A 25,683-nucleotide genomic window follows, 5' to 3' on the forward strand; every position below is an offset into this window, starting at 1 on the left:
TGGGCTCGGAGATGTGTATAAGAGACAGGAGTTTGTCCACTTCGGCGGCGGTTTCTGAGTTGCTCTGAACGGAAGCGGCCATCTGGTTCATCGTTGCGACGGTCTGCTGCACGTTCGCCACGGTCTGACGCGTACGATCGTTCAGCGCTTCGTTCCCCTGCGCCAGCCTGTCGCTGCCGTCACGGACGCTCATCACCTGGCTTGAGACGTCATTGATGAGCCAGCGGCACATCAGCCCCAGCTGTCCTACCGCGCGCAGGGTCAACCCCAGCTCGTCGCTGCGGTTCAGATGCTGCACGCTGTTGCGCTCGCCGGTCGCCACCTTCAGCGCCTGATGCGCGACGTTTTCGATCGGGCGGACAATTTGCTGCTCAAACAGCAGCGTTCCCAGTAGCGTTACCACGGCGGCCGCGGCGAGCGGCACCCAGCCTGCGGAGGTGGTCACCAGGATAGCGGCAAGCGCGGCAAAGAGCACCGCCATCACGCTGCGTACGCGCCAGCGTAGCGGCATGGAAGGAAGTTTACCCAACCAGCCCTTACGCACCACCAGTCCTTTTTGGATGCGTTTTTTACAGCTCCCGTTATTCAGCGCCCGGTAGAGCGGCTCTACGGCAGCGATCTCTTCCTCCGTGGCTTTGGTGCGGATCGACATATACCCCGTCACCTGCCCATTCCGCACCATCGGTACCGCATTCGCGCGCACCCAGTAATGATCGCCATTTTTACGCCGGTTTTTGACAATGCCGCTCCACGGCTCACCCTGCTGCAGGGTGTACCACATATCGGCAAACGCCGCTTTTGGCATGTCGGGATGGCGCACCAGATTGTGCGGCTGGCCCATCAGCTCATCAAGCTGATAGCCGCTCACCTGCACAAAGGTGTCGTTTGCATGGGTCATATAGCTGTGGACGTCGGTGGTCGACATTAAGGTGGTGTCATCGTCCAGAGGATAATTATTCTGGGTGACACAGGAAGGAGAAGACATGACGGGCATTCCTTGCAGGTTATTCGAATGTTAATTTTGTGGTTTATTGTTTTTTCGGCGGTAAACAATTTATCTTTAGTTGTTAAACTTGATGGAGATCGCAGATTTCACTTAAACCGCACTTTTTGTGAGATTTTATAATTCATTGATTCCAAATACTTTCGCAAAGAAATTACCTATAAAGCATGACCTGTTAACGCCCACTTAAGCCGCAAACCATGCACTCCTTTAGTGCAATTGCCTTTTTGTGCACCTGAGAATGCGGGTTGCCCTGTCCCCCCTAAATCCCGTTTCGATTGCTCCGGCATGATTAAATATTGCGCAACATAATTTTAACCTGGCGTTTATCCCGATTTTCGTTAAGTCATCTGAAGTGGCGTAATCCCTGCAATACTTAACTCAGTATCATGTGATACGCGATCCCCGGGAGCATATTTTGAACAGGTTACCTTCCAGCGCCTCGGCTCTTGCCTGTACCGCGCACGCACTGAATCTCATTGAGAAGCGAACGCTCGATCATGAGGAGATGAAACAACTTAACCGAGAGGTCATCGATTATTTTAAAGAGCATGTGAATCCTGGTTTTCTGGAGTATCGCAAATCTGTTACCGCCGGCGGGGATTACGGAGCCGTAGAGTGGCAAGCGGGAAGTCTCAACACGCTTGTCGACACCCAGGGACAGGAGTTTATAGATTGCCTGGGTGGTTTCGGTATCTTTAACGTGGGGCACCGTAATCCAGTAGTGGTTTCCGCCGTACAGAATCAACTTGCGAAACAACCTCTCCATAGTCAGGAACTGCTCGACCCTCTTCGCGCCATGCTCGCGAAAACGCTGGCGGCCTTAACGCCCGGCAAGCTGAAATACAGCTTCTTCAGCAACAGCGGCACCGAGTCGGTCGAGGCGGCGATCAAGCTCGCCAAGGCGTACCAGTCGCCACGCGGGAAATTCACCTTTATCGCCACCAGCGGCGCGTTCCACGGGAAATCCCTGGGGGCACTGTCTGCGACCGCCAAATCCACTTTCCGCAAACCGTTTATGCCGCTGCTGCCGGGCTTCCGCCACGTGCCGTTTGGCGACATTAACGCCATGCGCACCGTGCTGAGCGAATGCCGTAAAACCGGCGATGACGTGGCGGCGGTGATCCTCGAGCCGATTCAGGGTGAAGGCGGCGTGATTTTGCCTCCACAGGGCTACCTGCCCGCCGTGCGTCAGCTGTGCGATGAGTTTGGCGCGCTGATGATCCTCGACGAAGTGCAGACCGGGATGGGGCGCACCGGCAGGATGTTTGCCTGCGAGCACGAGAACGTTCAGCCGGACATACTGTGTCTTGCGAAGGCGCTCGGCGGCGGCGTGATGCCGATTGGTGCAACGGTTGCCACCGAGGAGGTGTTCTCGGTGCTGTTCGACAATCCGTTCCTGCACACCACCACCTTTGGCGGTAACCCGCTGGCCTGTGCGGCGGCGCTGGCCACCATCAACGTGCTGCTGGAGCAAAACCTGCCTGCGCAGGCGGAGCAGAAAGGCGACATGCTGCTGGACGGCTTCCGCCAGTTGGGGCGTGAGTACCCGGATCTGGTGCAGGAGGCGCGCGGCAAAGGGATGCTGATGGCAATTGAGTTTGTCGACAATGAAATCGGCTACAGCTTCGCGAGCGAGATGTTCCGCCAGCGGGTGCTGGTAGCCGGCACGCTCAACAACTCGAAAACCATCCGCATTGAGCCACCGCTGACGCTGACCATTGAGCAGTGTGAGCAGGTGCTGAAGGCGGCGCGCAAGGCGCTGGCAGCGCTGCGGGTAAGAGTAGAAGAAGTATGATTTAATCCCTCCTCTTATGGAGGAGGGAGTTATATCCACTCTAATTTTATTTCAATTTGTAATTAAACATGGCATATTGAAAATCACTCTTACATTGCCCTAAAGAACAATTCCCGTTTTAAATTAATATTTAATTTTAATAAAAGGATAGCGTTCAATAACAATGCAGAAATATCACTCTCGGCGATTGCACCTTACTGAATCAGGCTAAATAGCGCATCAAACATACCCTCCCATTCTAAAAACTAATAAATTTTTAATTAAAACCCATTTAAGAATTTCTAAGCAAAAATCAACCAGCAATAGATTGATATAATATGTCTCGCCTCATAAAATACGCTTTCGGAACATCACGAGAATGTGCAAAACACAGCGTACTGTATGATTCTGTATATTCATGATTTTTAATCTGAATAGTCTTGTATTAAGTCACCTTTAATTTTGTTTCAACTTGACAGAAAACTGTTTATTTAAAAGGATTTGTATGAAAAAGCATGTTTTAGCAATGGTTGTTGCTGCATCTATGGCAAGCGGCGTGATGATGAACGCACAGGCAGACACCACCACAGTAAGCGGCGGTACCGTTAATTTCGTCGGTCAGGTTGTTAACGCTGCCTGTTCAGTTGCTGCCGATTCTGTTGACCAGACCGTTATCCTGAGCCAGGTTCGTACCGTGAAGCTGACTCAAAGCGGAATGCTGGCGAATCAGAAAGAAGATTTCAACATTAAACTGGAAGATTGCGACACCACTGTCAGCCAGAACGCAGCGGTTATTTTCAACGCGCAGCAGGATGCAACTCAGCCGGGCGCTATGGCGAATACCGCAGGTGCAGGTTCCGCACAGAACGTGGCTCTGCAGCTGTTTGGACCGGACGGTAAAAACCTGGATCTGGGTACCACCTCTTCTGCAATCGGCCTGATCAACGGTGAAAACATTATCCCACTGAGCGTTGACTACATCGCTACAGGCGCAGCAACACCAGGTAACGTAGCATCCACCGCTACCTTCCAGATGGTTTATTCCTAATCGAATTAGGATGCTGTCATCCCTCCTTCGTACGCCTGTACGAAGGAGGGATTTTTAATATAACCGACCGTTTTATATAGATTAAATACATAGGCTTAAACGGCATGTTTTATTCTATGTATTTGATTATGTATTCAATGAAGTGATATATAAATGAAACGAATTAATACTGTATCTTTGATAACGAAGCTGATTACGCATTCTTTTTTATTCGCAGCTACGGTGCTGACTACGGCTCACGCTGGGGGGATAGGCCTGGGCGCAACGCGTATTATTTACCCTCAGGGTGATAAACAGATTTCGTTACCTATTACGAACTCGTCTCAAAGCAATGCTTTCCTGGTGCAATCGTGGGTTGCGAACGCCGATCAATCGAAGTCCACAGACTTTATTGTCACGCCTCCACTTTTTGTTATGCATCCTAAAAAAGAAAACACCATCAGGATTATGTACGCTGGCCCAGATTTGCCGAAAGACAGAGAAAGCGTTTTTTATTTCAACAGCAAAGCTATCCCGGCCGTGGATAAAAGTAAGCTGCAGGGAAATACATTGCAGATTGCGACGCAGAGCGTCATTAAGCTTTTTATTCGCCCAAAAAAATTGCCTACCCCGTCAATTGACGCGCCAAAGGCGCTGCGCTGCACGGTCAGTAACGGCAAGTTGACCATCAAAAACGCGTCGCCTTATTACGTGTCGCTGGTGCAATTCAAAGCGGGAAACGCAAAGTTAACCAATAACATGGTTCCGCCAATGAACAGCCTGGTCGTTGATCTACCTGCCGGTAGCGGGAGCCAGGTGACGTTCCAGACCGTTAACGATTTCGGTGCTACCACCCCTGTTCAGACATGCCCTGGAGCATAATTTTCCCGGAAAAATACCGAACATAGCGCGTTGAAGCAGGCAGAGAAAAATGAAGTTTCGCAAGTATCAGACAAGGATAGTCAATCATCGTTTGGCCCCTCTCACGCTGGCCATGCTCGGCGCATTCGCATCCGTTAATGCGGATGCGGGCTATTATTTCAACCCTGCCTTTCTTTCAAGCGATCCTGCGGCGGTTGCTGATTTATCACGTTTTAGTAATGCTGGTCAGGCGCCAGGGGTCTATCGCGTGGACGTATGGCTGAATGACAATTTTTTAGCCACGCGCGACGTCACGTTTAACGTGCGCAAAAATTCAACACCTACGGATGACGATACGGGGCTGACGCCCTGCCTCTCGCGTAAGTCACTTGATGCGATGGGGGTAAATGTCGATGTCTTACCCGGTCTTAAGGACGAAAAAGCGGGCAACTGTGTCGATTTGCCGGCAGCCATTCCCGCTGCCACCACATTTTTTGATTTTGAACACCAGCGCCTGAATATCAGTATTCCGCAAGCGGCGCTGCGTAATAACGCGCGCGGGTACATTCCCCCTGAGCAATGGGACGAAGGCATTAACGCCCTGATGCTGAATTATGACTTTTCGGGTTCGCATAGTCACAATAGCGGTGATTACGGTTCGACGACAGACAACTATTTTCTGGGACTTAACAGTGGATTAAACCTGGGGCCGTGGCGGCTGCGGGATTTCTCTACATGGAGCTACAACAGCAGCGGCTCAGAGACCTACACCAACTGGGAACACATTAAAACCTATGTTGAACGTGCCGTTATCCCGCTAAAAAGCAAGCTAACAATCGGCGAGAACTATACCACTTCGGATGTCTTCGACAGCCTGCCATTCCGCGGGGTGCAGATCAATTCTGATGACAACATGCTGCCTGATAGTATGAAAGGTTTTGCGCCAACCATTCATGGGATCGCTAAATCCAACGCCCAGGTCACCATCAAACAAAACGGTTACACCATTTATCAAAGCTATGTGCCGCCCGGGGCGTTTGCCATTAACGATCTGTACCCCACCTCCTCCAGCGGTGACCTGAATGTAGAGGTCAAAGAATCTGACGGAACGATCAGCAGCTACTCTGTGCCCTATTCCGCGGTTCCGGTTTTGCAGCGTGAAGGCACCGTAAAATATGCCGCCACCGCGGCCCGCTATCGCAGTAACAGCGATCAGCAGGAGGACACAAACTTTGTCCAGGGAACGCTTATCTGGGGGTTACCAAAAGGCTTTACCGTCTACGGTGGTACGCAGCTGACGGAAAAATACTCTGCCTTTGCGTTGGGTACCGGGGTGAACCTGGGGAATTTTGGCGCCGTATCGGCCGATCTCACCTCCGCACAAAGCGAACTGAGCGACGGTAGCTCACATAACGGGCAGTCAATACGTTTCTTATATGCAAAATCGTTGAACGGCATGGGCACCAATTTCCAGCTGTTAGGCTATCGCTATTCCACATCCGGTTTTTATACCCTGGATGAAACCACCTATAAGCAAATGAAAGGTTATGTCGGTCAGGACGATCCCAACGACCACACCGACGACAATCAGCCCGTGTGGACCGATTATTACAATTTGTACTACACCAAACGCGGCAAGCTGCAGGCCAATATTTCCCAACAGCTGGGCACTGCCGGGTCGATTTTCCTCAACGGCAGCCAGCAAACGTACTGGCATACCGATGAAAAAAATACGCTTATTCAGCTGGGTTATAGCGGAACGGTTGCGGGCGTAACCTATAACCTGACCTACAACTACAATAAATCCCCTGGCATGAGTGAAAGCGATCGTATTTATTCTTTAACGCTCTCCTTCCCGCTCAATCTGTGGCTTCATCCAGGTGGAGATGTGACCAAACGTTTAAACAGCATTTACGCCACATACGGCATGAGCACCGATAACGACGGCAGGGTCAATAATACTGCCGGCATCAACGGAACGCTGCTTGAAGACAATAACCTCAGCTACAGCGTTCAGCAGGGATACCAGAACCAACATACCGGTGCCAGTGGAAGCATCAGCACGGAATATGATAGCGCCTACGGTAATGCGAGCCTGGGGTACAACTACAGTAACAATGGCGATTATCAACAGATCAACTACGGCCTCAGCGGCGGTATCGTCGCGCATCGCAACGGCATCACCTTAAGCCAGCCGTTGGGGGATACCAATGTCCTGATCGCCGCGCCGGGCGCAAGCAACGTGAAGGTCGAAGACGGCCCAGGGATCCATACCGACTGGCGTGGTTATGCGATTGTGCCGTATGCCAGCGCATACCACCGTAACCGCATGGCGCTGAACACCAACTCGCTCAGCGACGATCTGGACATTGACGAGGCTGTAACCCACGTTGTTCCAACCCAGGGCGCCCTGGTTCGCGCCACCTTTAAGGCGCGCTCAGGAACGCGCGCGATGATTGCACTTATGCATAACGGGCGCCCTGTGCCCTTTGGCGCGGTTGTTACGCGCAGCGATGAAGGTGGGGACACCATCGTAGGCGATAACGGCGAAGCGTATCTGTCTGGGCTGGGCGAGACAGGGAGTCTGACAGCGCAATGGGGCGACACAGATGATAAAAAATGTGTTGCCGTTTACAAGCTAAGTGAAACAAAGCAGTCCCTCGTGCGTTTAAAAGCGGAGTGCCGATAAGTGAAAGTACGCATTATTTTTTTATTACTCAGCCTTACGGCTTCTACGCAAAGTCTGGCAGCGGTCTGCCATAACTTTGATCACAGCATTACGAATGTGAATTACGATCTGACGGCCACGCTGACAAAAGAACAAAACCAGCTGGGGCAGGCAGTTGAACTGGTTAAATCACAGGATGTGGGCGTAAACGCCATATGTGACTATCATCCAGATGGCGATTCTCGTACCTATCGCTCATACAGGAATACCTACCCGGTGATTTTCACGGAAGACCAGTGGCAGTATATGAATCTTGACCCGATCTATATTGCAGGGGCGATGCGGATAACCGATTCCGAAATTGGTGAATATTTTCCGCCTGGAGACTATATCCATATGGGTAAAGATTACAGGGTGGATAAAGAGGATATGAACATACCTTTCCCGGTATATGACTCCAACCTGGTATTCCGGTTAAAAATTATCAAACCTTTTATCGGCACGGTCATTATCCCCAGTAAAGTGATGTTTAATGTTTATATCACCACCGAAAATACCGACCCGTTGAATGATATTGTTTATCAAATAACATACAGCGGCGCGGTCACGGTGCCGCAAAACTGCATCATTAATGCGGGGCAAATCATTACGGTTGACCTGGGAAAACTCAACAGTTCTTCATTCACGAAAGCGGGTGAGAAACCTTCTAATGCGCCGGTAAAAACCTTTAATGTTCCCATCGAGTGTAATGCGGACGTGATTTCGCCTGCGCATCTTACGCTTCGACTGGTCGCCAACGCAGACAGCAACGTCGGCCAGGCGATCGCTACGGATAATAAAGATGTCGGCGTGGTGGTAACCAACGAAAATGGCACCGTCATGATACCTAACGACGCCTCCAGCACCGCTGATTTTATTACTGATAGTTCGGGCCATGCTGATGTCACGTTAAAAACCTACCCCATCAGCACGACAGGGAAGGCCCCGGCAGAAGGTTTGTTTACTGCGTTGGCCTGTTTACGTATCGATTTTGCGTAAGGGTGAAAAATGAGAGTCTTGTATTTTGTCGCCCTGGCGACGCTGTTCTCTGGCATAGCAACAACGTACGCCGATGAGGGTTTTACAGTTAACCTCCAGATATACGGCACAATTATCGGCGAATCGTGTGAAGTTGATGTGAACAGTAAAGAACAAACGGTTGATTTAGGCGCATTCGATATATCTGAATTTCCCGCAACCGGAACAACGACGCCGGAAAAAGCGTTCACGATCGATCTTAAAAATTGTTCACGCGCCATTCAGGGGACAAAAATCTGGTTCAGCGGTATGCCGGATACCAATAACTCGGACCTGCTGGCGCTCAGCGACACGGGTAAAGGAACGGCTGGCGAAATGGCGACGGGCATTGGCGTAGAGCTTCTCAATGCCGGAATGAATCCGATTAAAATAAATAATACGGAATCCGAAATTTATCCCTTAAAGCAGGGAGATAATAGCCTGACGTTTAATTTACGGTACAAATCGACCCTGCCCGAGGTTACGACAGGGAATGCTACGGCCATCATGTATTTTGATCTGCTCTATCAGTAGGATGCGGAAATGAAAAAGTTTTTCACAATAATATTCACCGCGCTTTTTCTGGTGCCATTTTTTTCAGCACGTACACTGGCGCACGACGGTACAATTTATATCACTGGCGTGATCCATAAAAAGACGTGCAGTATCGCGCCTGATTCTCAGAACCTGACCGTCACAATGGATAGCGTGCAAAGTAAATATTTCACCCAGTCAGGTATGGGCGCTGATTATCATCCGTTTGCTATTAATGTGGAAAACTGTGCCGGAACAGAAGGCTCAGTCAGTATTACCTTTGACGGCACACCCGATACAGCAAACCCGGATTTACTGACGCTCATCGGCGGTGAAGGCTACGCAACCGGTATCGGCGTAGGAATTTACAACCAGGACAAGTCGCTCATCTCTATGGGAAGTAAAAGCCAGAAGACGATGATTATTCCTAATCAAAGCGACGCGACTCTCCAGTTTTACGCCCGCTATGTTGCCACCGCAAACAAGGTCACCACGGGAACGGCAAATGCGACGACAACCTTTATTCTCAATTATGCGTAAGTGTGTTTATCCGGCGAAGATCCTGCTTCTCTTTTTTCTCTCCACCATCATGCTTCAGGCGCAAGCTGGCGTGGTGATCGGCGGAACGCGGTTTGTCTATCCGGAACGTGAGAAATCGATCAGCTTTTCCGTGCGTAACCCTTCTGACGAATCGTATCTGATCTACACCAAAGTCGAGCCGGGCGGCCTGTGGACTGGGGCGGATGCCCCACACGGGGTTCAATCCGCATTTGTGGCCACGCCGCAGCTGTTCTCATTGCGTCCGCAACGCGAAAACACGATTCGGCTGATATTTACGGGAGGAAAGTTACCCGAGAACCGGGAAACGCTGTTCACGTTAAACGTTGCGGCTATCCCTTCCGCTAACCCGCACACCACGGGTGTGCAAACGGCGGTACGTTCACGCTTTAAACTTTTTTATCGGCCCACCGGGCTCACCGGCAATCCTGATGATGCTTATCAGGCCTTACGCTGGTCACGAAACAAAAATAACGTCGTTGTGAATAATCCGACGCCTTACTACATCACGCTTTATCAGCTCAGCCTCGGCGGTAAGCGCATCGCTGATGGCGGCCTTGTCGCCCCTTTTAGCGAGCGAGCGCTCGAGGGTTGTCCAGACCCAGGGGTATGCCAGGTGCGCTGGCAAGCGATTAATGACTATGGACGCATTATGCCTGTTCGTACACAGGCACTGGCGTCCTAGTCCCGTCTCTCTCTTTTACGGAATAACATCAATGGAAGTTTCAACCTCTCTTCGTCGCCTTTCGCTTCTGCTGGCCGCGACCCTGACTTTCTCAGCCGCAGCGCAGGCAGAGCAAGCGACGCCACAGCAGATTGAACAAACAGGAAAAGCCGCCGAAGCATATTTCGCCGCCCATCCTGAAAAAATGGGTGAAATTGTCTCTACCTATCTCGCTGAACATCCTGAATTTTTAGTTGCGGCAGGGGAAAGCCTTCGCCAGCGTCAGGAGATAGCGCAGCAACAGGCCATGGTGCAAAATGTCATCCTCCATCGCGAGCAGCTGCTTGCTGGCGGCGATCCTGTTGTCGGGCCCGCCAACGCAAAAGTCGCCGTGGTGTCTTTTGTGGATGAGCAATGCGTGAACTGCAACGTCACAGAAACGCTTATCCATGCCAACCCGGATATCCGTTTTATCTTTAAAAAATTGCCTTCGGCCGGGTCGGCAAACAAAGTGTTACAGGACAATGTGAAGCTCGTGAAGCAGATCGGTTTTGCCAACGCGCCGGCGTTTGTGGTTTTACCTCAGGAAAAAGATCCGGTCATTCAGCGCATTAGCGTCATGTCAGGAAACGTCTCTTCCGATGCATTAATCATGGCGATCCAGAAAGCCAAAGGATAAGCCAGGATGCCCGATGACGCGCATGAGTGCGTCATCGGGCATCGAATTACTCCGGCAACAGCCCCACAAAACTGCGTTTCTTACGCGGCTCCGACATCAACTCCTCAAGCTTATCCACGCACGCCAGATAGTGCGGGGTTTGCTTATGCGCCAGCACCGCCTCTTCGTCTTTGTAGGCCTCGTAGATAAAGAACCGGGTTTTCACCCTCGGGTCCTGCAACACGTCAAAGCGCAGGTTTCCCGGCTCCTTGATTGCTCCCTCGTGGTTGGCGCGAAACACCTCCAGGAACTCGTCCACCCGCTCGGGCTTGATGTTAATCTCAACCAGAGTCACGTTCATTTTGCTTCTCCCTGTTTCTCGTCCTGCCAGAACTGGAACGCATCACGGGCTTTCCAGTTCTCGTGTACCACTTTCTTCACCGCCTTCAGCATGGCGAGCGGCGCGCTGGACTGGAAGATATTGCGCCCCATGTCCACGCCGGACGCCCCCTGATCAATCGCCCGCCAGCACATCTCCAGCGCCTCGAGCTCCGGCAGCTTTTTGCCCCCGGCGATAACGATCGGCACCGGGCAGCTGGCGGTCACTTTTTCAAAGCCCTCGTCCACGTAGTAGGTTTTGACGAACTGCGCCCCCATTTCGGCGGCGATGCGGCTGGCGAGCGAGAAGTAGCGCGCGTCACGTGCCATCTCCTTGCCGACGCCCGTTACCGCCAGCGTTGGCATGCCGTAGCGTGCGCCCGCGTCCACCAGCTTAATGATGTTGTTAATCGACTGATGCTCAAACTCGCTTCCGATATACACCTGCGCCGCCACCGCGCAGACGTTCAGGCGCAGGGCATCCTCCATTGCCACCGCCACGCACTCGTTCGACAGCTCGCCCAGAATGGAGTTACCGCCGGAGGCGCGCAGCACCACCGGTTTGTTAGTCGCGGCGGGCACCTGGCTTCGCAGAATGCCACGGGTACACATCAGCACGTCAGTTTCGCCAAACAGCGGGGCGATGGAGAGATCGATACGCTCAAGGCCGGTGGTCGGCCCCTGAAAGTAGCCGTGGTCAAAGGCCAGCATCACCGTGCGGTTGCTCTTCGGGTTGAAGATACGCGCCAGGCGGGACTGCATGCCCCAGTCCAGCGAGCCGCAGCCCTTCAGCGTGAACGGCACATTCTGCTGCGGCGTGCCGATACCAAAATCCTTGCCGTCTTTGATGTCGTCTAAATCAGCCATTTGCTCCCCCGTCAGAAATCGTATTTGCTGATGTTCTCTTTGGTGAACACCACCCGCTCCGGCAGCAGCACGATGCCGTTGCCCTTCGCCTCATACTGATAGCCCTGCACGCTGTTCGGCTCCACCTTCAGCGCGCCGATACCTTTTACGTCCACGCTGTCGCCAGGGTTAAGATCGCCTTTTTTCAGCAGACGATCGGCGACATTGACCGCAATTTTGCCCTGTTGTACGACATCCCACAGGCCGAAGGCTTTCACCGTCCCGCGCTCAACGTATGGACGCATGACGTTCGGCGTGCTGAAGCCGACAATCGCCACCCCTTCCCGCTTCAGGTTTTCCGCCGCCTGCGCCGCCGCCGGCAGGGCGTTGGCGTCCGGCGCGATTATCGCGTCCAGATCCGGATACGCTTTTAAGATCCCCTCGGCGGTCTGCAGAGATTTGGTGGCGTCGTTATAGCCAAACTGGGTGGTCACGATCTGCCACTGGGGGTGATCTTTCTCGATTTTGGCCTTCGCCTCTTTCACCCACTGGTTCTGGTCGGTGACGGTGGGGCTGGAGTAGAAGAACGCCACTTTGGCATTCGGCTTGGTGACCTGCTTGCCCGCCATCTCTACCAGCAGGCCGCCGAGCTGTTCCGGCGTCCCCTGGTTGATATAAATGCTGCGACACTCCGGTTTGGTGTCGGAATCCCAGGTCAGCACCTTCACGCCGCGCTGCATCGCGCGCTTCAGCGCCGGGCAGAGGCCGTCCGGCGACACGGCGGAGACGATAATGGCGTTGTAGCCCTGGTTGACGAAGTTATTGATGAGCTGCACCTGGCCGGAAACGCTCGGCTCTGTCGGGCCGTCGTAGGTCACGTCCACGCCAAGATCTTTCCCCGCCTCTTTCGCGCCGTTGCCGCCGCTGGTGAAGAAACCCACGCCCACCAGCTTGGGGATAAAGGCAATGCGGTCCGCCGCCTGCGCCGAAGCGAAGCTGAGGGCCATTGCCAGGACGAGCAGTTTTGTTTTCATCTTACGCTCCGGATAGTTTTCTGAAGAGAGATCGCACCCATTCGCGGTGCAGACTTAGCGAACGTCCCATCACCACCACAACCAGCAGCGCCCCCGACAGCGCGCTCGACACCTGGTTGGGGATGCCGACCATCTGTAATCCCTGCTGGAGATACCCCACCAGCAGCGCCGCCAGCGCCGTACCCAGCACCGACCCTGAACCCCCGTAAATATTTGCCCCGCCGAGTACGGCGGCGGTGAGTGCGGGCATCAGCAAATCACGCCCCAGATCCGAACGCGCAGAGCCGAAATAGGAGACCATCACCAGCGCTGCCACCGCCGACGCCACGCCGACCAGACCGTACAGCGCGTAGGGCATGCCGTTCACCGACAGCGCCGCATAGCGCGCCGCGCGCGGATTCTGGCCGATTAAAAATAGATGGCGGCCAAAGCGCCCGCGATGGGTAATCAGCCAGAAGAAGGCGGTAATCACCGCGAACAGCACCAGCGGGATCGGCAGCCCCAGCACCGTGAGGTTAGCGAACGCGGTAAAACCGTCCGGGAAGCCGCCGATGCCCTCGTAGCCCGTCGCCCCCGCCATGCCGGAGAGCAGCAGCGCGCCGCCGCCGTAGAGGTAGAGCGTGCCGAGGGTAATGACTAAAGGGCTAATGCCGGTGTAGTGGATCAGCGCCGCATTCACCAGCCCACACAGCAGGCCAAGCAGCAGCGTCAGCGGAACGGCGATCGTCATGGGCCACCCCGCCTGCATCATCACCCCCAGCGCGATGGCGCACAGGCCGATGGTGGAGCCCAGCGAAATGTCGATCCCGCCGCTGATAATCACCAGCGTCAGCGGCAGCGCCACGATGCCGATGCAGATGAAATCGCTGGTGCTGAACAGCAGCATATTAACGTCGAGCATGCGCGGGTTAATGGCGCCGAAGAGCAGGATCTCCAGCACCAGCAATATCAGCAGCGCGATTTCCCAGTTGAGCCTCATTTACGCCACCTCTTTGTTGCGTTTGGGAAAGGGGGTGACGTGCTTTCCCCCTCTGTTGCCAGGCTGGAACCGGCCGTACTTCAGCGCCCGCTGATGGCGTGACAGCGCCTGGCGCAGCCGCCCGTCGAGCACCAGCACGCCCAGCAGCACCAGCCCGGCGATGAAGTCGTTCCACCACGCCGGTAGCCTGAACAGCACCAGCACGGTGTCGATTTGGGTAAGGAAGAACGCGCCGAGGAACGCACCGACCAGCGTGCCGGTGCCGCCCAGCAGCGAAATGCCGCCGAGCACGCAGGCGGCAATGGCCTTCATCTCCAGCCCGCTGCCGGTCTGGTTGGGCACAAAGCCGATCTGCGCGGCAAAAACAATCCCGGCGCAGGCTGCCAGCATGCCGTTGAGGGTGAAGGCGATCATGCGCGTGCGGTTCACCGCCACGCCCAGCTGGCGCGCGGCGGCGAGATTATCCCCCACCGCGTAAAAATCACGCCCGAACGAGGTGCGCGATAGCCCCCACGCGCCAACGACAACGAGAATCAACACTCCCACGCCGAGCGGTGAAATACCGATGGCGGCAGGCTCGGAGAGAGATTTAAGCCCCGGCGGCAGCCCTTCAATCCACTTTCCGCCCGTCCAGAGCAGCATCGCTCCGCGGTACAGCCCCAGCGTACCGAGGGTGGCGACAATCGCCGGAATGCGCAGCCCCACCACCAGAAAACCGTTAAACGCCCCCGCCAGCGCGCCAATCGACAGCGCAAAAAGTATCGATACCGGCAGGCTGTAGCCACCGTTGAGCGCCACGCCGACGGCAATCGCGGACAGCCCGACGGTCGAGCCCACGGAGACGTCGATATTGCGGGTCAGCATCACCAGCGCCGCGCCGATGGCCAGCAGGATCAGGATCTGCGCGCTGGCGAAGATCATCCCCAGCGTTTGCAGGCTGAAGTAGGACGGATTCAGCGCCACCAGCACGGCGAACAGCGCCAGAATGGCAAGAAACGCGCTCAGCTCGCGGTTTTTGAGTAAGATCTTCATGATTGTCCTCCAAACGCCAGCGCCATCATCCGGTCGAGGCTGACGGCGTGGCGCGGCAGCTCGCCGCTGAGTACGCCCTGATGCATCACCAGCACGCGGTCCGCGAGGCCGGGGAATTCATCGAGATCGCTTGAGATCATCAGCACCGCAACATTCTGCGCCGCCACGCTTTTAATGAGCTGGTAGATATCGGCGCGCGCCGACACGTCCACGCCGCGCGTCGGCTCATCGACGATCAGCAATAAAGGATTGGCCTCCAGACAGCGCGCCAGCAGCACCTTCTGCTGGTTGCCGCCGGAGAGCGTGCGCACGGTTTGATCCGCATGATTGAGCTTGATCCCCAGCGCACGGTGATAGCGCTCCACCACCGCAGACTCCCGCTTTCGCTGCTGCCAGAGCGACGGCTCGTTCAGCGCCACCGTGTTCCAGCGGACAGGCGCGTCGAGAAACAGGCCGGACACCTGCCTGTCTTCCGGCAGATAAACCAGCCCTTTTTCCAGACGTAAACCCACCGGATCGGAGGTGATCTCCCGGCTCTCCAGCCACACCCGCCCGCCGCGTACGGGACGCAGGCCGTAGAGCGTTTCGGCAAACTCGGTGCGCCCGGATCCGACCAGTCCGGCAAGGCCGACGATCTCCCCGGCGTAAATCTCCAGGCTGAGATCGATAAAGCCCTCTCCGGTGAGATCTTCCACGCGCAGCACCGGAAAATCCTGCGGCTGGGTGCGGCGGTTTCCCGGCAGCGCCAGCCACAGCTTTTGCGCATCGCTTAAGCCTTTCTCGCGGCTGACCGGCGTCATGGCGGCGATCAGGGCGCTGTCGTCAAACTGGGCGGTTTCGCCGCTGAGCACCACCGCGCCGTCGCGCATCACCGAAACGTGGCTCGACAGCGTGCGGATTTCCGGCAGCTTATGCGAGATAAAGACAATCCCGACGCCGAGCGCCTGTAAGGCGCGGATCTGGCGAAACAGCCGTTCGGTTTCGCCGGGCGTCAGCGAGGCCGTGGGTTCGTCGAGGATCAGAATTCTGGCGTTGCGCATCAGCCCGCGCAGGATCTCCACCATCTGCTGGTCCGCCACTTCCAGGGTGCTGGCCGTTGCGTCGAGATTAAGCTGACATTGCAGCTGCTGGAGTTTCTCCGCCAGGCGTTTTTCCCGATCGCGCTCTCGCGGCAGGCGGAACAGGATGTTTTCCCGCACCGTCAGGTTGGGAAAAAGCAGAGGCTCCTGCGGCACCAGATAAATGCCTAACCGGTGCGCCTGCGCCGGGGTAAGCCGTGCAAAAGACTCGCCCGCAACCGAAAGTTCACCGCTATCCGGCATTTCCACCCCAGCGACGATCTTCATTAGCGTCGATTTTCCCGCGCCGTTACCGCCCATCAGCGCATGCACCTGCCCCGCAAGCAGCGTGAAATCAATGCCTTTTAAGACCGGCACGCCTGAGAACTGCTTGCTGATATTTCGCGCGTTGAGAAGTGGTGTCATCATCGCTCCGCTATTGAACAAATGATTTTTAGATTTAATAATGTTCAAAAGCGTAGACGGTGAACTATATTTACAACCGTGCAGGGATCACAGTTTTATCGATTGAGATTCAGATTAACCAGAAACGATCTAAAAGATCCGTTTTGCCGCGTGGCTCACATTTTCACGCCGCGCCATCACGAACATATGATCTAAATTTTTATAAGAGTTCAATTATGAGCGATAAACGCACTGCGGAAGAAGGACGGTTTGCCGGGCTGGCGCTGGCGGAAGAGGAGCTGGTGGCGCGCGTCGCCTGGTGCTACTACCACGACGGGCTGACCCAGAATGATATCGGCGAACGGCTCGGTCTGCCGCGCCTGAAGATCTCCCGCCTGCTGGAGAAAGGCCGCCAGTCGGGGGTGATCCGCGTGCAGATCAACTCCCGCTACGAGGGCTGCCTGTCGCTGGAAACCGAGCTACAGCAGCGCTTTGGGCTGAAGCTGGTGCGCGTGATGCCTGCCCTAAATACCCCGCCGATGAACGTGCGGCTGGGCATTGGCGCGGCGCAGTCGCTGATGGGCGTGCTGGAGCCCGGCCAGCTGCTGGCGGTGGGGTTCGGTGAAACCACCATGAGCAGCCTGCAACACTTAAGCGGCTTTATCAGCTCGCAGCAGATCCGCCTCGTGACGCTTTCCGGCGGCGTGGGGCCGTATATGACCGGTATCGGCCAGCTGGACGCTGCCTGCAGCGTCAGCATGATCCCCGCCCCGCTTCGCGTCTCATCTGCGGAAGTCGCCGGGATCTTAAAGCGCGAAACCAGCGTTCGGGACGTGATCCTCGCCGCGACCGCCGCTGACGTGGCGGTGGTCGGCATTGGTTCCGTGAACCAGCGCCGTGACGCGACCATACTGCGCTCCGGCTATATCAGCGAAGGTGAACAGCTGATGTACGCCCGTAAAGGGGCGGTGGGCGATATCCTCGGCTATTTCCTTAACGCCGAAGGGGAATGCGTCGAGGAGCTGGAGATCCACAAAGAATTACTCGGCGTCTCGCTCGATGAACTGGCGCAACTGCCAACAATCGTCGGCGTGGCCGGAGGGGAAGAGAAAGCCGATGCGATTTATGCCGCACTGAAAGGTCGCCGTATTAATGGCCTGGTGACGGAAGAGACGACAGCCCGCGCGGTGCTGGCTCTGGCCGAATAAGAGTCGCCCTGCGCTAATAGCGAGGCAAGCTCATGAGTTACCTTTTAGCGTTAGATGCAGGGACAGGCAGCGTTCGCGCCGTGATTTTCGATTTACAGGGCAACCAGATTGCCGTCGGCCAGGCCGAATGGAAGCACCTGAGCGTGGAGAACGTGCCGGGGTCGATGGAGTTCGATCTCGACACCAACTGGCAGCTGGCCTGCCGGTGCATTCAGCAGGCGCTGGAGCGCGCGCGCCTGAGCGCGGCGGATATTCAGTCCGTCGCCTGCTGTTCGATGCGCGAAGGGATCGTGCTGTACGACCGCAGCGGCGAGGCCATCTGGGCCTGCGCCAACGTTGACGCCCGCGCCAGCCGCGAGGTGGCTGAACTCAAAGAGATCCACGACTACCGTTTTGAATCCGAAGTGTATGACGTTTCCGGCCAGACGCTTGCCCTTAGCGCCATGCCGCGCCTGCTCTGGCTGGCGCATCACCGTCCGGACATCTACCGCAAGGCCGCGACCATCACCATGATCAGCGACTGGCTGGCGGCAAAGCTCTCCGGCGAGCTGGCGGTCGATCCGTCTAATGCGGGCACCACCGGCATGCTGGATCTCTTTTCACGCGACTGGCGTCCGGCGCTGCTCGACATGGCCGGGCTGCGCGCCGATATTCTCTCGCCGGTGAAAGAGACCGGCACCGTGCTGGGGGCCATCACGAAAGAAGCCGCACAGCAGAGCGGTTTACGCGAGGGCACGCCGGTAGTGATGGGCGGCGGCGACGTGCAGCTGGGCTGCCTGGGGCTGGGCGTTGTCCGCGCCGGACAAACGGCGGTGCTGGGCGGCACCTTCTGGCAGCAGGTGGTTAACCTGCCGCAGGTGCGCACCGACCCTGAGATGAACATCCGCGTGAACCCGCACGTTATCCCCGGCATGGCGCAGGCGGAGTCGATCAGCTTCTTTACCGGGCTGACCATGCGCTGGTTCCGCGACGCCTTTTGTGCCGAAGAGAAGCTGATTGCCGAGCGGATGGGGATGGACACCTATTCCCTGCTGGAAGAGATGGCGGGCCGCGTACCCGCTGGCTCCCACGGCGTAATGCCAATCTTCTCCGACGCGATGCATTTTAAGCAGTGGTACCACGCCGCGCCGTCGTTTATTAACCTCTCTATCGACCCGGAAAAGTGCAACAAAGCGACGCTGTTCCGCGCCCTGGAGGAGAACGCGGCAATCGTCTCGGCCTGTAACCTGACGCAGATTTCGCGCTTCTCCGGCGTGACGTTTGATAGCCTGGTGTTTGCGGGCGGCGGCGCAAAGGGCGCCCTGTGGAGCCAGATTTTAAGCGACGTCACCGGCCTGCCGGTGCGCGTGCCGGAAGTCAAAGAGGCAACGGCGCTCGGCTGCGCCATTGCCGCCGGAACGGGTGCGGGGCTGTTTGCGGATATGGCCTCGACGGGCGAGCGGCTGGTGAAGTGGAGCCGCGAGTTTACGCCAAACCCGCAGCACCGGGAGCTGTACGACGGCATGATGGAGAAGTGGCAGGCGGTGTACGCGGATCAGCTCGGGCTGGTGGACAGCGGGCTGACCACGTCGATGTGGCAGGCGCCGGGGTTAGCGCGGGCAGCGACGCCGTAAATAACGCCGGATGGCGCTGCGCTTATCCGTCCTGGGGTTTTGTAGCCCCGGTAAGCGTAGCGCCACTGGGGAAGTTCTTTGAGATCTATCACAATCATTCGATCCCGCTTTTACCTTTCTGCTGTCGCTGGCTAAATTAGTAACTCATCCGACCACATAACAATAATTTTACACTGGAAGAGACTATGAGCCGCTACCCGTCGCTATTCGCCCCCCTCGATCTGGGGTTTACCACCCTTAAAAACCGCGTGTTAATGGGCTCGATGCACACCGGGCTGGAGGAGCGTCCGGACGGAGCCGAGCGCCTGGCGGCCTTCTACGCCGAGCGCGCGCGCCACGGGGTGGCGCTGATTGTCACCGGCGGCGTAGCCCCTGCCCCTTCAGGCGTGACGATGGAGGGCGGCGCAGTCCTGAATGATGCGACACAGCTGCCGCATCACCGCATTGTCACGGACGCGGTGCATAACGAAGGCGGCAAAATCGCCCTGCAAATTCTGCATACCGGGCGCTACAGCTATCAGCCAAAGCTGGTTGCGCCATCGGCTATTCAGGCGCCGATTAACCGCTTTACCCCTCACGCCCTCAGCCACGACGAGATCCTGGCGCTGATCGACGATTTTGCCCGCTGCGCCGCGCTGGCGCGTGAGGCGGGCTACGACGGCGTGGAGGTGATGGGCTCTGAAGGCTATCTGATTAACGAATTCCTCGCCGCACGCACCAACCAGCGCGACGACGAATGGGGCGGTGACTATGCCCGCCGGATGCGCTTTGCCGTGGAGGTGGTGCGCGCGGTGCGCGAACGTGCGGGCGCGGACTTTATTATTATCTTCCGCCTGTCGATGCTCGACCTGGTGGAGGGCGGCGGCACCTTCGACGAAACCGTGCAGCTGGCGCAGGCGATTGAAGCCGCAGGTGCCACGATTATCAACACCGGGATTGGCTGGCACGAAGCGCGCATCCCGACCATCGCCACGCCGGTGCCGCGCGCGGCGTTCAGTTGGGTAACGCGCAAGCTGAAAGGCAAAGTCTCCGTTCCGCTGGTCACCACTAACCGCATTAACGACCCGCAGGTGGCGGACGATGTGATCTCACGCGGCGACGCCGATATGGTATCGATGGCGCGTCCGTTCCTCGCGGATGCCGAACTGCTCTCTAAAGCGCAAAGCGGCCGTGCGGATGAGATCAACACCTGCATCGGCTGTAACCAGGCCTGTCTGGATCAGATCTTCGCCGGCAAAGTCACCTCATGCCTGGTGAACCCCCGCGCCTGCCATGAAACCAAAATGCCGGTGGTTGCGACGGTCAATAAAAAACGCCTGGCCGTGGTGGGCGCTGGCCCCGCTGGGCTGGCGTTTGCGGTGAATGCCGCCTCGCGCGGGCACAGCGTGACGCTGTTTGATGCCGCCGGTGAAATTGGCGGGCAGTTTAATATCGCCAAACAGATCCCCGGCAAAGAGGAGTTCTATGAAACCCTGCGCTACTACCGCCGGATGATCGATCTGACGGGTGTTGATCTGCGGCTTAACCAGCTTGTCAGCGCGGCGGATCTGATCGGTTTCGACGAGGTGATCCTGGCGAGCGGGATCGCACCGCGCACGCCTGCAATCGAGGGTATCGATCATCCGAAGGTGTTGAGCTATCTGGACGTATTGCGTGACAAAGCGCCCGTTGGCGAGAAGGTGGCGATTATCGGCTGCGGCGGGATCGGCTTTGATACCGCGATGTATTTAAGCCAGCCGGGCGAGGCCACCAGCCAGAACATCGCCGAGTTTTGCGTAGAATGGGGCATTGATACCAGCCTGAGCCAGTCCGGCGGATTACGGCCGGAAGGGCCGCAGCTGCCGAAAAGCCCGCGCCAGATCGTGATGCTCCAGCGTAAGGCCAGCAAGCCGGGTGAAGGGCTGGGCAAAACCACGGGCTGGATCCACCGCGCCACCCTGCTCTCGCGCGGGGTGAAGATGATCCCGGCGGTGAGCTACCAGAAGATCGACGACGATGGGCTGCATGTGCTGATCGGTGGTGAACCGCAGCTGCTGCGCGTGGATCATGTGATTTTGTGCGCCGGACAGGAGCCGAAGCGCGATCTGGCGGACCCGCTGCGCGAAGCGGGTAAAACGGTGCATTTGATCGGCGGGTGCGACGTGGCGATGGAGCTGGATGCGCGGCGGGCGATTGCGCAGGGCACCCAGCTTGCACTGGTTATTTAGCGACGACGCCCCAGCTTCACCGCTTTCAGCACCACAAACTTGTTATTGGTCGCAATGGTGACGCAGTTGCCGAAAATCTTCTTCAGCTTGTGGAAGTAGTCCAGGTGGCGGTTCGCCACGATATACAGCTCGCCGTTGATTTTCAGGCAGCGGCGCGCGTGGTGGAACATCTCCCATGCGACGTTATCCGTCAGGGCGTGCTTCTGGTGGAACGGCGGGTTGCAGAACACGGCGTTGAAGCGGAAAGGCTCAACGCCGGAGAGCGCGTTGTTGATCATAAATTCGCAGCGATCCACCGCTTCCGGCATGTTGGTTTCTACGTTCAGACGGCTGGAGGCCACCGCCATCGGCGACTCGTCGCTGAACACCACGCTGGCTTCCGGATTCTTCGCCAGCAGCGTCAGGCCAATCACGCCATTGCCGCAGCCCAGATCGACAATCTCCCCTTCCAGGTTTTCCGGCAGATGCTCCATAAAGAAACGCGCCCCAATATCCAGCCCGGTGCGGGAGAAAACGTTCGCATGGTTATGGATGGTCCAGTCGGTGCCTTCCAGTTTCCAGCTCAGCGTCTCCGGCGCGTCGGCCAGCTCCGGTGCGCTGAAGGTGCAGTTGATCAGGCGCGCTTTTTTCCAGGCAAGCGTGGTAGTGGTCGGGCCGAGCACTTTCTCGAACAGCTCCAGCGTTGAGGTGTGAATATCGCGCGCTTTGGCACCCGCAATAATGCGGGTTTCCGGCGTGACGACTTTGCGCAGCGCGCGAAGCTGTTGCTCCAGCAGTGCCATGGTTTTTGGCACCTTGATCAATACCACGCCCGGCGCCTGCGGGTAGTCCGCGGTGCTGTCGAGGAACTTCACGCTGGACTCGTCGATGTCGTTATGGCGCAGGTTTTCACGCGTCGCCAGTTCGCTCAGGTAGGAATCGCCGATGCTGTACGGCGTGTGCTCTGCCAGGGCGCAGCCCAGGGCACCAAACGCGTCATTCAGGATCAGAACCGGGCCGCGGATTTCAGTCTCATCCAACTGCTGCAGCAGATATTCATCCGCCGCTTCCCACGCCTGAAGCGGGTTAACGTCGTCCGTTTCCGGGAAACGTTTAAGGTTGAGTGAACGGAAACCGTTGTCTAAGTGGCTCATCGGCCCTCCTGAATGGTAAAATTTGGCGTATCCCTGAAAAGGGTGCGTGAGTATACCCGTTTTCGCATTAATTTGGGCTTTTGATGAACCAACTTACTTATCTCCAGGGCTACCCGGAGCATTTACTGACTCAGGTTCGCAGCCTGATTGCCGAGCAGAAGCTCGGCGCGGTGCTGGAAAAACGCTACCCCGGCACGCACGATTTCGCGACCGATAAGGCCCTCTGGCAGTATACGCAGGATCTGAAAAGCCGATATCTGAAGAGCGCGCCGCCGATCAACAAGGTGATGTACGACAACAAGATCCACGTGCTGAAAAACGCGCTCGGCCTGCACACCGCCATCTCCCGCGTGCAGGGCGGCAAGCTGAAGGCTAAGGCGGAGATCCGCGTGGCGACGGTGTTTCGTAACGCGCCGGAAGCCTTTCTGCGGATGATCGTAGTCCATGAGCTGGCGCACCTGAAAGAGAAAGAGCACGACAAAGCGTTCTATTCCCTGTGCTGCCACATGGAGCCGCAGTATCACCAGCTGGAGTTTGATACCCGCCTGTGGCTTACGCATTTATCGTTAAATGGTAATGCGGAATAGCGCACTGGTTTTGCAATAATCCCGTGCTACAGTGGCTAAAGGTTCCCCGCTACGGAGTACGTAAACGTTTATGATACGTTTCGCAGTCATTGGAACGAACTGGATCACGCGCCAGTTCGTCGACGCCGCCCACGAAACCGGCAAACTTAAACTCACCGCAGTCTATTCCCGCAGCCTTGAGCAGGCGCAGAGTTTTGCTAACGACTACCTCGTCGAGCATCTCTTCACCTCCCTGGATGAAATGGCGCAAAGCGACGCCATTGACGCGGTCTATATCGCCAGCCCGAACTCCCTGCACTTCCCGCAAACGGCGCTGTTTCTCGGCCACAAAAAGCACGTGATTTGCGAGAAGCCGCTGGCCTCGAATATTGAGGAAGTGGAAGCGGCCATTGCGCTTGCCCGCGAAAACCAGGTGGTGCTGTTCGAAGCGTTCAAAACCGCCAGCCTGCCGAATTTCCTTCTGCTGCAGCAGTCCCTGCCGAAAATTGGCAAAGTGCGCAAAGCCTTTATCAACTACTGCCAGTATTCGTCGCGCTATCAGCGCTATCTGGACGGCGAGAATCCGAATACCTTTAACCCGGCCTTCTCAAACGGCTCGATTATGGATATCGGTTTTTACTGCCTGGCCTCTGCCGTAGCGCTGTGGGGCGAGCCGCACGGCGTTACGGCCACCGCCAGCCTGCTGGAGAGCGGCGTGGATGCACACGGTTTGGTGGTGCTGGACTACGGTGATTTTAGCGTCACGCTGCAGCACTCCAAGGTGAGCGATTCCGTGTTGCCGAGCGAAATTCAGGGCGAAGCCGGGTCGCTGGTCATCGAGAAGATCTCCGAATGCCAGAAGGTGAGCTTCGTGCCGCGCGGCGGCAAAGCGCAGGAACTGACGCAGCCTCAGCATATTAACACTATGCTCTATGAGGCAGAGGTCTTCGCCCGTCTGGTGGAAGACAACGAAGTGAATCACCCAGGCCTTGCGGTAAGCCGCACCACGGCGAAGCTGCAAACCGAGATCCGCCGCCAGACCGGCGTGGTGTTCCCGGCAGACGGCATAGGCGCGGAAGCGATCGCGTAAAGCTGTGTAATGAAACGGCGCAGGCCATTGACGAAACCGATGGTCTGACATATTTTGTTACCTGCAAAGGGGAGTAACTTCTTCGCCGGTGGATCGTCATTACGATGCGTAAAATATGCATCCGGTCGCCGGGCAACCTTCGTGGTTGTAAGTGAGACCTTGCCGGAAGGCGAGGTCTATGCATAAAAAGCTAACGGCTATCGTCTTCTGACCATGGCCGTTTTTGTTTTTTATGTGTAAGGAAAATAGTATGCATTCTGTCGGCACTCCAATGCTGTGGGGCGGATTCGCGGTTGTCGTGCTCATCATGCTGGCGATCGACCTCTTTTTGCAGGGTCGTCGCGGCGAGCACGGCATGAGCGTTAAGCAGGCCGCCGTCTGGTCGCTGGTCTGGGTTACCCTCTCGCTCCTCTTTTGCGCCGCCTTCTGGTGGTACCTGGCCTCGACTGAAGGCCGTGCGGTGGCCGATCCTCAGGCGCTCGCCTTCCTCACCGGTTATCTGATTGAAAAAGCCCTGGCGGTTGATAACGTCTTCGTCTGGCTGATGCTGTTCAGCTACTTTGCTGTGCCTGCAGCATTGCAGCGCCGCGTGCTGGTCTACGGCGTGCTGGGTGCCATTGTCCTGCGTACCATCATGATCTTCGCCGGCAGCTGGCTGATTACCCAGTTCGAATGGCTGCTGTACGTGTTCGGCGCGTTCCTGCTGTTCACCGGGGTCAAAATGGCGCTGGCGAAAGAAGACGATACCGGTATCGGTGATAAGCCGCTGGTGAAGTGGATCCGCGGTCATCTGCGCATGACGGACAAGATCGAGAGCGAGCACTTCTTCGTGCGTAAGAACGGCCTGCTGTTTGCTACCCCGCTGCTGCTGGTGCTGATTCTGGTCGAGCTGAGCGACGTGATTTTCGCGGTAGACAGCATCCCGGCAATCTTCGCGGTGACGACTGATCCGTTCATCGTGCTGACCTCTAACCTGTTTGCGATCCTCGGTCTGCGCGCCATGTATTTCCTGCTGGCGGGTGCGGCAGAGCGCTTCTCGATGCTGAAGTACGGTCTGTCGGTGATTCTGGTGTTTATCGGTATCAAGATGCTGATTGTCGATTTCTATCATATCCCGATCGCCATTTCGCTTGGCGTGGTGTTCGGCATTCTGCTGGTGACGCTGGTTATCAATACCTGGGTTAACCGCCAGCACGATAAGAAGCAGCAGGTGGAGTAATCCCCTCACCCTAACCCTCTCCTCAAAGGGGAGAGGGTTAACACACTTTTGTGACTCAATAGTTAAAAAATATGATGTGACACGTAAAATCCAGCATTTTACTCTTCCG

At 56.4% G+C, this 25,683-nt stretch carries 23 protein-coding genes; 15 read left to right on the top strand and 8 right to left on the bottom strand.

Annotation, left to right across the window (positions count from 1 at the left end):
- The coding region (locus tag HBA26_RS11315) for a PAS domain-containing methyl-accepting chemotaxis protein (RefSeq protein WP_166720906.1) at window positions 1-985 on the bottom strand (985 nt) is incomplete at its 3' end.
- 436 nt (window positions 986-1,421) lie between these two features.
- On the opposite strand from HBA26_RS11315, the gene ygjG reads away from it, so the two are divergent.
- The 9 genes from ygjG (at window position 1,422) to HBA26_RS11360 (ending at window position 10,827) form a co-directional block, all read left to right on the top strand.
- Window positions 1,422-2,801: a putrescine aminotransferase gene (gene ygjG / locus HBA26_RS11320; RefSeq protein ID WP_049000022.1), complete on the top strand. Its 1,380-nt coding sequence runs from the start codon at window positions 1,422-1,424 to the stop codon at window positions 2,799-2,801.
- Window positions 2,802-3,285: 484 nt separating this feature from the next.
- On the top strand, window positions 3,286-3,828 hold the full coding sequence (locus HBA26_RS11325) for a fimbrial protein BcfA (protein WP_028014482.1): 543 nt from the start codon (window positions 3,286-3,288) through the stop codon (window positions 3,826-3,828).
- Window positions 3,829-3,981: 153 nt separating this feature from the next.
- The gene (locus tag HBA26_RS11330; RefSeq protein ID WP_028014483.1) at window positions 3,982-4,689 is read left to right on the top strand and encodes a fimbria/pilus periplasmic chaperone; all 708 of its coding nucleotides are present in this window, start codon (window positions 3,982-3,984) and stop codon (window positions 4,687-4,689) included.
- Between the two features lie 49 nt (window positions 4,690-4,738).
- On the top strand, window positions 4,739-7,357 hold the full coding sequence (locus tag HBA26_RS11335; protein WP_126345820.1) for a fimbrial biogenesis usher protein: 2,619 nt from the start codon (window positions 4,739-4,741) through the stop codon (window positions 7,355-7,357).
- Window positions 7,358-8,374, top strand: coding sequence for a fimbrial protein (locus HBA26_RS11340; RefSeq protein ID WP_047367092.1), 1,017 nt, complete (start codon window positions 7,358-7,360; stop codon window positions 8,372-8,374). It abuts the gene before it with no gap.
- 9 nt (window positions 8,375-8,383) lie between these two features.
- Window positions 8,384-8,926 (top strand): fimbrial protein, encoded by a 543-nt coding sequence (locus HBA26_RS11345; protein ID WP_049137051.1) that lies wholly within the window; start codon window positions 8,384-8,386, stop codon window positions 8,924-8,926.
- Window positions 8,927-8,935: 9 nt separating this feature from the next.
- Window positions 8,936-9,466, top strand: coding sequence for a fimbrial protein (locus HBA26_RS11350; RefSeq protein WP_028014487.1), 531 nt, complete (start codon window positions 8,936-8,938; stop codon window positions 9,464-9,466).
- Window positions 9,432-10,169, top strand: a complete 738-nt coding sequence (locus tag HBA26_RS11355; RefSeq protein ID WP_074171846.1) for a molecular chaperone — start codon at window positions 9,432-9,434, stop codon at window positions 10,167-10,169. Before HBA26_RS11350 ends, HBA26_RS11355 begins: the two co-directional genes overlap by 35 nt.
- Window positions 10,120-10,827: a hypothetical protein gene (locus HBA26_RS11360; RefSeq protein WP_223824781.1), complete on the top strand. Its 708-nt coding sequence runs from the start codon at window positions 10,120-10,122 to the stop codon at window positions 10,825-10,827. Before HBA26_RS11355 ends, HBA26_RS11360 begins: the two co-directional genes overlap by 50 nt.
- A gap of 46 nt (window positions 10,828-10,873) precedes the next feature.
- Here the strand turns inward: HBA26_RS11360 and lsrG are convergent, their stop codons facing one another.
- The 6 genes from lsrG to lsrA are packed head-to-tail and all read right to left on the bottom strand — an operon-like array spanning window position 10,874 to window position 16,559.
- Complete coding sequence (gene lsrG, locus HBA26_RS11365) at window positions 10,874-11,167, bottom strand: (4S)-4-hydroxy-5-phosphonooxypentane-2,3-dione isomerase (protein WP_003862606.1); 294 nt, start codon at window positions 11,165-11,167, stop codon at window positions 10,874-10,876.
- Window positions 11,164-12,051, bottom strand: coding sequence for a 3-hydroxy-5-phosphonooxypentane-2,4-dione thiolase (gene lsrF, locus HBA26_RS11370; RefSeq protein ID WP_063155309.1), 888 nt, complete (start codon window positions 12,049-12,051; stop codon window positions 11,164-11,166). The genes lsrG and lsrF overlap by 4 nt, the downstream gene beginning before the upstream one ends.
- Window positions 12,052-12,062: 11 nt before the next feature.
- Window positions 12,063-13,064 carry an autoinducer 2 ABC transporter substrate-binding protein LsrB gene (lsrB, locus tag HBA26_RS11375; RefSeq protein WP_047367089.1) on the bottom strand — a complete coding sequence of 334 codons (1,002 nt, stop codon included), beginning with the start codon at window positions 13,062-13,064 and terminating at the stop codon, window positions 12,063-12,065.
- A 1-nt stretch (window position 13,065) separates the two neighbouring features.
- The gene (gene lsrD / locus HBA26_RS11380; RefSeq protein ID WP_063155308.1) at window positions 13,066-14,043 is read right to left on the bottom strand and encodes an autoinducer 2 ABC transporter permease LsrD; all 978 of its coding nucleotides are present in this window, start codon (window positions 14,041-14,043) and stop codon (window positions 13,066-13,068) included.
- Entirely contained in the window at window positions 14,044-15,075 is a 1,032-nt protein-coding gene (gene lsrC / locus HBA26_RS11385; RefSeq protein ID WP_063155307.1) for an autoinducer 2 ABC transporter permease LsrC, read from the bottom strand. It abuts the gene before it with no gap.
- Complete coding sequence (gene lsrA, locus HBA26_RS11390) at window positions 15,072-16,559, bottom strand: autoinducer 2 ABC transporter ATP-binding protein LsrA (protein WP_063155306.1); 1,488 nt, start codon at window positions 16,557-16,559, stop codon at window positions 15,072-15,074. Before lsrA ends, lsrC begins: the two co-directional genes overlap by 4 nt.
- A 215-nt stretch (window positions 16,560-16,774) precedes the next feature.
- On the opposite strand from lsrA, the gene lsrR reads away from it, so the two are divergent.
- From lsrR to HBA26_RS11405, 3 genes are all read left to right on the top strand, one after another.
- Complete coding sequence (lsrR, locus tag HBA26_RS11395) at window positions 16,775-17,746, top strand: transcriptional regulator LsrR (RefSeq protein ID WP_028014496.1); 972 nt, start codon at window positions 16,775-16,777, stop codon at window positions 17,744-17,746.
- 32 nt (window positions 17,747-17,778) lie between these two features.
- Complete coding sequence (gene lsrK, locus HBA26_RS11400) at window positions 17,779-19,359, top strand: autoinducer-2 kinase (RefSeq protein WP_047367084.1); 1,581 nt, start codon at window positions 17,779-17,781, stop codon at window positions 19,357-19,359.
- Between the two features lie 185 nt (window positions 19,360-19,544).
- Window positions 19,545-21,566: an NADPH-dependent 2,4-dienoyl-CoA reductase gene (locus HBA26_RS11405; RefSeq protein WP_049000040.1), complete on the top strand. Its 2,022-nt coding sequence runs from the start codon at window positions 19,545-19,547 to the stop codon at window positions 21,564-21,566.
- Here HBA26_RS11405 and rlmG read toward each other — a convergent pair.
- Window positions 21,563-22,699: a 23S rRNA (guanine(1835)-N(2))-methyltransferase RlmG gene (rlmG, locus tag HBA26_RS11410; RefSeq protein ID WP_028014499.1), complete on the bottom strand. Its 1,137-nt coding sequence runs from the start codon at window positions 22,697-22,699 to the stop codon at window positions 21,563-21,565. The genes HBA26_RS11405 and rlmG overlap by 4 nt on opposite strands.
- Before the next feature lie 83 nt (window positions 22,700-22,782).
- Here rlmG and HBA26_RS11415 point away from each other — a divergent pair, with 83 nt between their 5' ends.
- The 3 genes from HBA26_RS11415 to HBA26_RS11425 all read left to right on the top strand — a co-directional run bounded on the left by HBA26_RS11415 (window position 22,783) and on the right by HBA26_RS11425 (window position 25,574).
- A complete protein-coding gene (locus HBA26_RS11415) occupies window positions 22,783-23,286 on the top strand; it encodes a M48 family metallopeptidase (RefSeq protein WP_023333531.1) in 504 nt (167 codons plus the stop codon).
- A gap of 70 nt (window positions 23,287-23,356) precedes the next feature.
- Window positions 23,357-24,355, top strand: coding sequence for a Gfo/Idh/MocA family oxidoreductase (locus HBA26_RS11420; protein WP_028014500.1), 999 nt, complete (start codon window positions 23,357-23,359; stop codon window positions 24,353-24,355).
- Between the two features lie 250 nt (window positions 24,356-24,605).
- Window positions 24,606-25,574: a TerC family protein gene (locus HBA26_RS11425; protein WP_047364670.1), complete on the top strand. Its 969-nt coding sequence runs from the start codon at window positions 24,606-24,608 to the stop codon at window positions 25,572-25,574.
- Window positions 25,575-25,683 lie beyond the last annotated feature (109 nt).

The sequence above is a fragment of the Enterobacter sp. 725m/11 genome (assembly GCF_011683705.1).
GTDB classification, from domain to species: Bacteria; Pseudomonadota; Gammaproteobacteria; order Enterobacterales; family Enterobacteriaceae; genus Enterobacter; species Enterobacter bugandensis.

Excerpts from the sequence above, each read along its gene's own strand:
- HBA26_RS11325 (WP_028014482.1), top strand. The coding sequence starts at position 3,286 with ATGAAAAAGCATGTTTTAGCAATGGTTGTTGCTGCATCTATGGCAAGC.
- HBA26_RS11330 (WP_028014483.1), top strand. The coding sequence starts at position 3,982 with ATGAAACGAATTAATACTGTATCTTTGATAACGAAGCTGATTACGCAT.
- HBA26_RS11335 (WP_126345820.1), top strand. The coding sequence starts at position 4,739 with ATGAAGTTTCGCAAGTATCAGACAAGGATAGTCAATCATCGTTTGGCC.
- HBA26_RS11345 (WP_049137051.1), top strand. The coding sequence starts at position 8,384 with ATGAGAGTCTTGTATTTTGTCGCCCTGGCGACGCTGTTCTCTGGCATA.
- HBA26_RS11350 (WP_028014487.1), top strand. The coding sequence starts at position 8,936 with ATGAAAAAGTTTTTCACAATAATATTCACCGCGCTTTTTCTGGTGCCA.
- HBA26_RS11355 (WP_074171846.1), top strand. The coding sequence starts at position 9,432 with ATGCGACGACAACCTTTATTCTCAATTATGCGTAAGTGTGTTTATCCG.
- HBA26_RS11360 (WP_223824781.1), top strand. The coding sequence starts at position 10,120 with ATGACTATGGACGCATTATGCCTGTTCGTACACAGGCACTGGCGTCCT.
- lsrG (WP_003862606.1), bottom strand. The coding sequence starts at position 11,167 with ATGAACGTGACTCTGGTTGAGATTAACATCAAGCCCGAGCGGGTGGAC.
- lsrF (WP_063155309.1), bottom strand. The coding sequence starts at position 12,051 with ATGGCTGATTTAGACGACATCAAAGACGGCAAGGATTTTGGTATCGGC.
- lsrB (WP_047367089.1), bottom strand. The coding sequence starts at position 13,064 with ATGAAAACAAAACTGCTCGTCCTGGCAATGGCCCTCAGCTTCGCTTCG.
- lsrD (WP_063155308.1), bottom strand. The coding sequence starts at position 14,043 with ATGAGGCTCAACTGGGAAATCGCGCTGCTGATATTGCTGGTGCTGGAG.
- lsrC (WP_063155307.1), bottom strand. The coding sequence starts at position 15,075 with ATGAAGATCTTACTCAAAAACCGCGAGCTGAGCGCGTTTCTTGCCATT.
- lsrA (WP_063155306.1), bottom strand. The coding sequence starts at position 16,559 with ATGACACCACTTCTCAACGCGCGAAATATCAGCAAGCAGTTCTCAGGC.
- lsrR (WP_028014496.1), top strand. The coding sequence starts at position 16,775 with ATGAGCGATAAACGCACTGCGGAAGAAGGACGGTTTGCCGGGCTGGCG.
- lsrK (WP_047367084.1), top strand. The coding sequence starts at position 17,779 with ATGAGTTACCTTTTAGCGTTAGATGCAGGGACAGGCAGCGTTCGCGCC.
- HBA26_RS11405 (WP_049000040.1), top strand. The coding sequence starts at position 19,545 with ATGAGCCGCTACCCGTCGCTATTCGCCCCCCTCGATCTGGGGTTTACC.
- rlmG (WP_028014499.1), bottom strand. The coding sequence starts at position 22,699 with ATGAGCCACTTAGACAACGGTTTCCGTTCACTCAACCTTAAACGTTTC.
- HBA26_RS11415 (WP_023333531.1), top strand. The coding sequence starts at position 22,783 with ATGAACCAACTTACTTATCTCCAGGGCTACCCGGAGCATTTACTGACT.
- HBA26_RS11420 (WP_028014500.1), top strand. The coding sequence starts at position 23,357 with ATGATACGTTTCGCAGTCATTGGAACGAACTGGATCACGCGCCAGTTC.
- HBA26_RS11425 (WP_047364670.1), top strand. The coding sequence starts at position 24,606 with ATGCATTCTGTCGGCACTCCAATGCTGTGGGGCGGATTCGCGGTTGTC.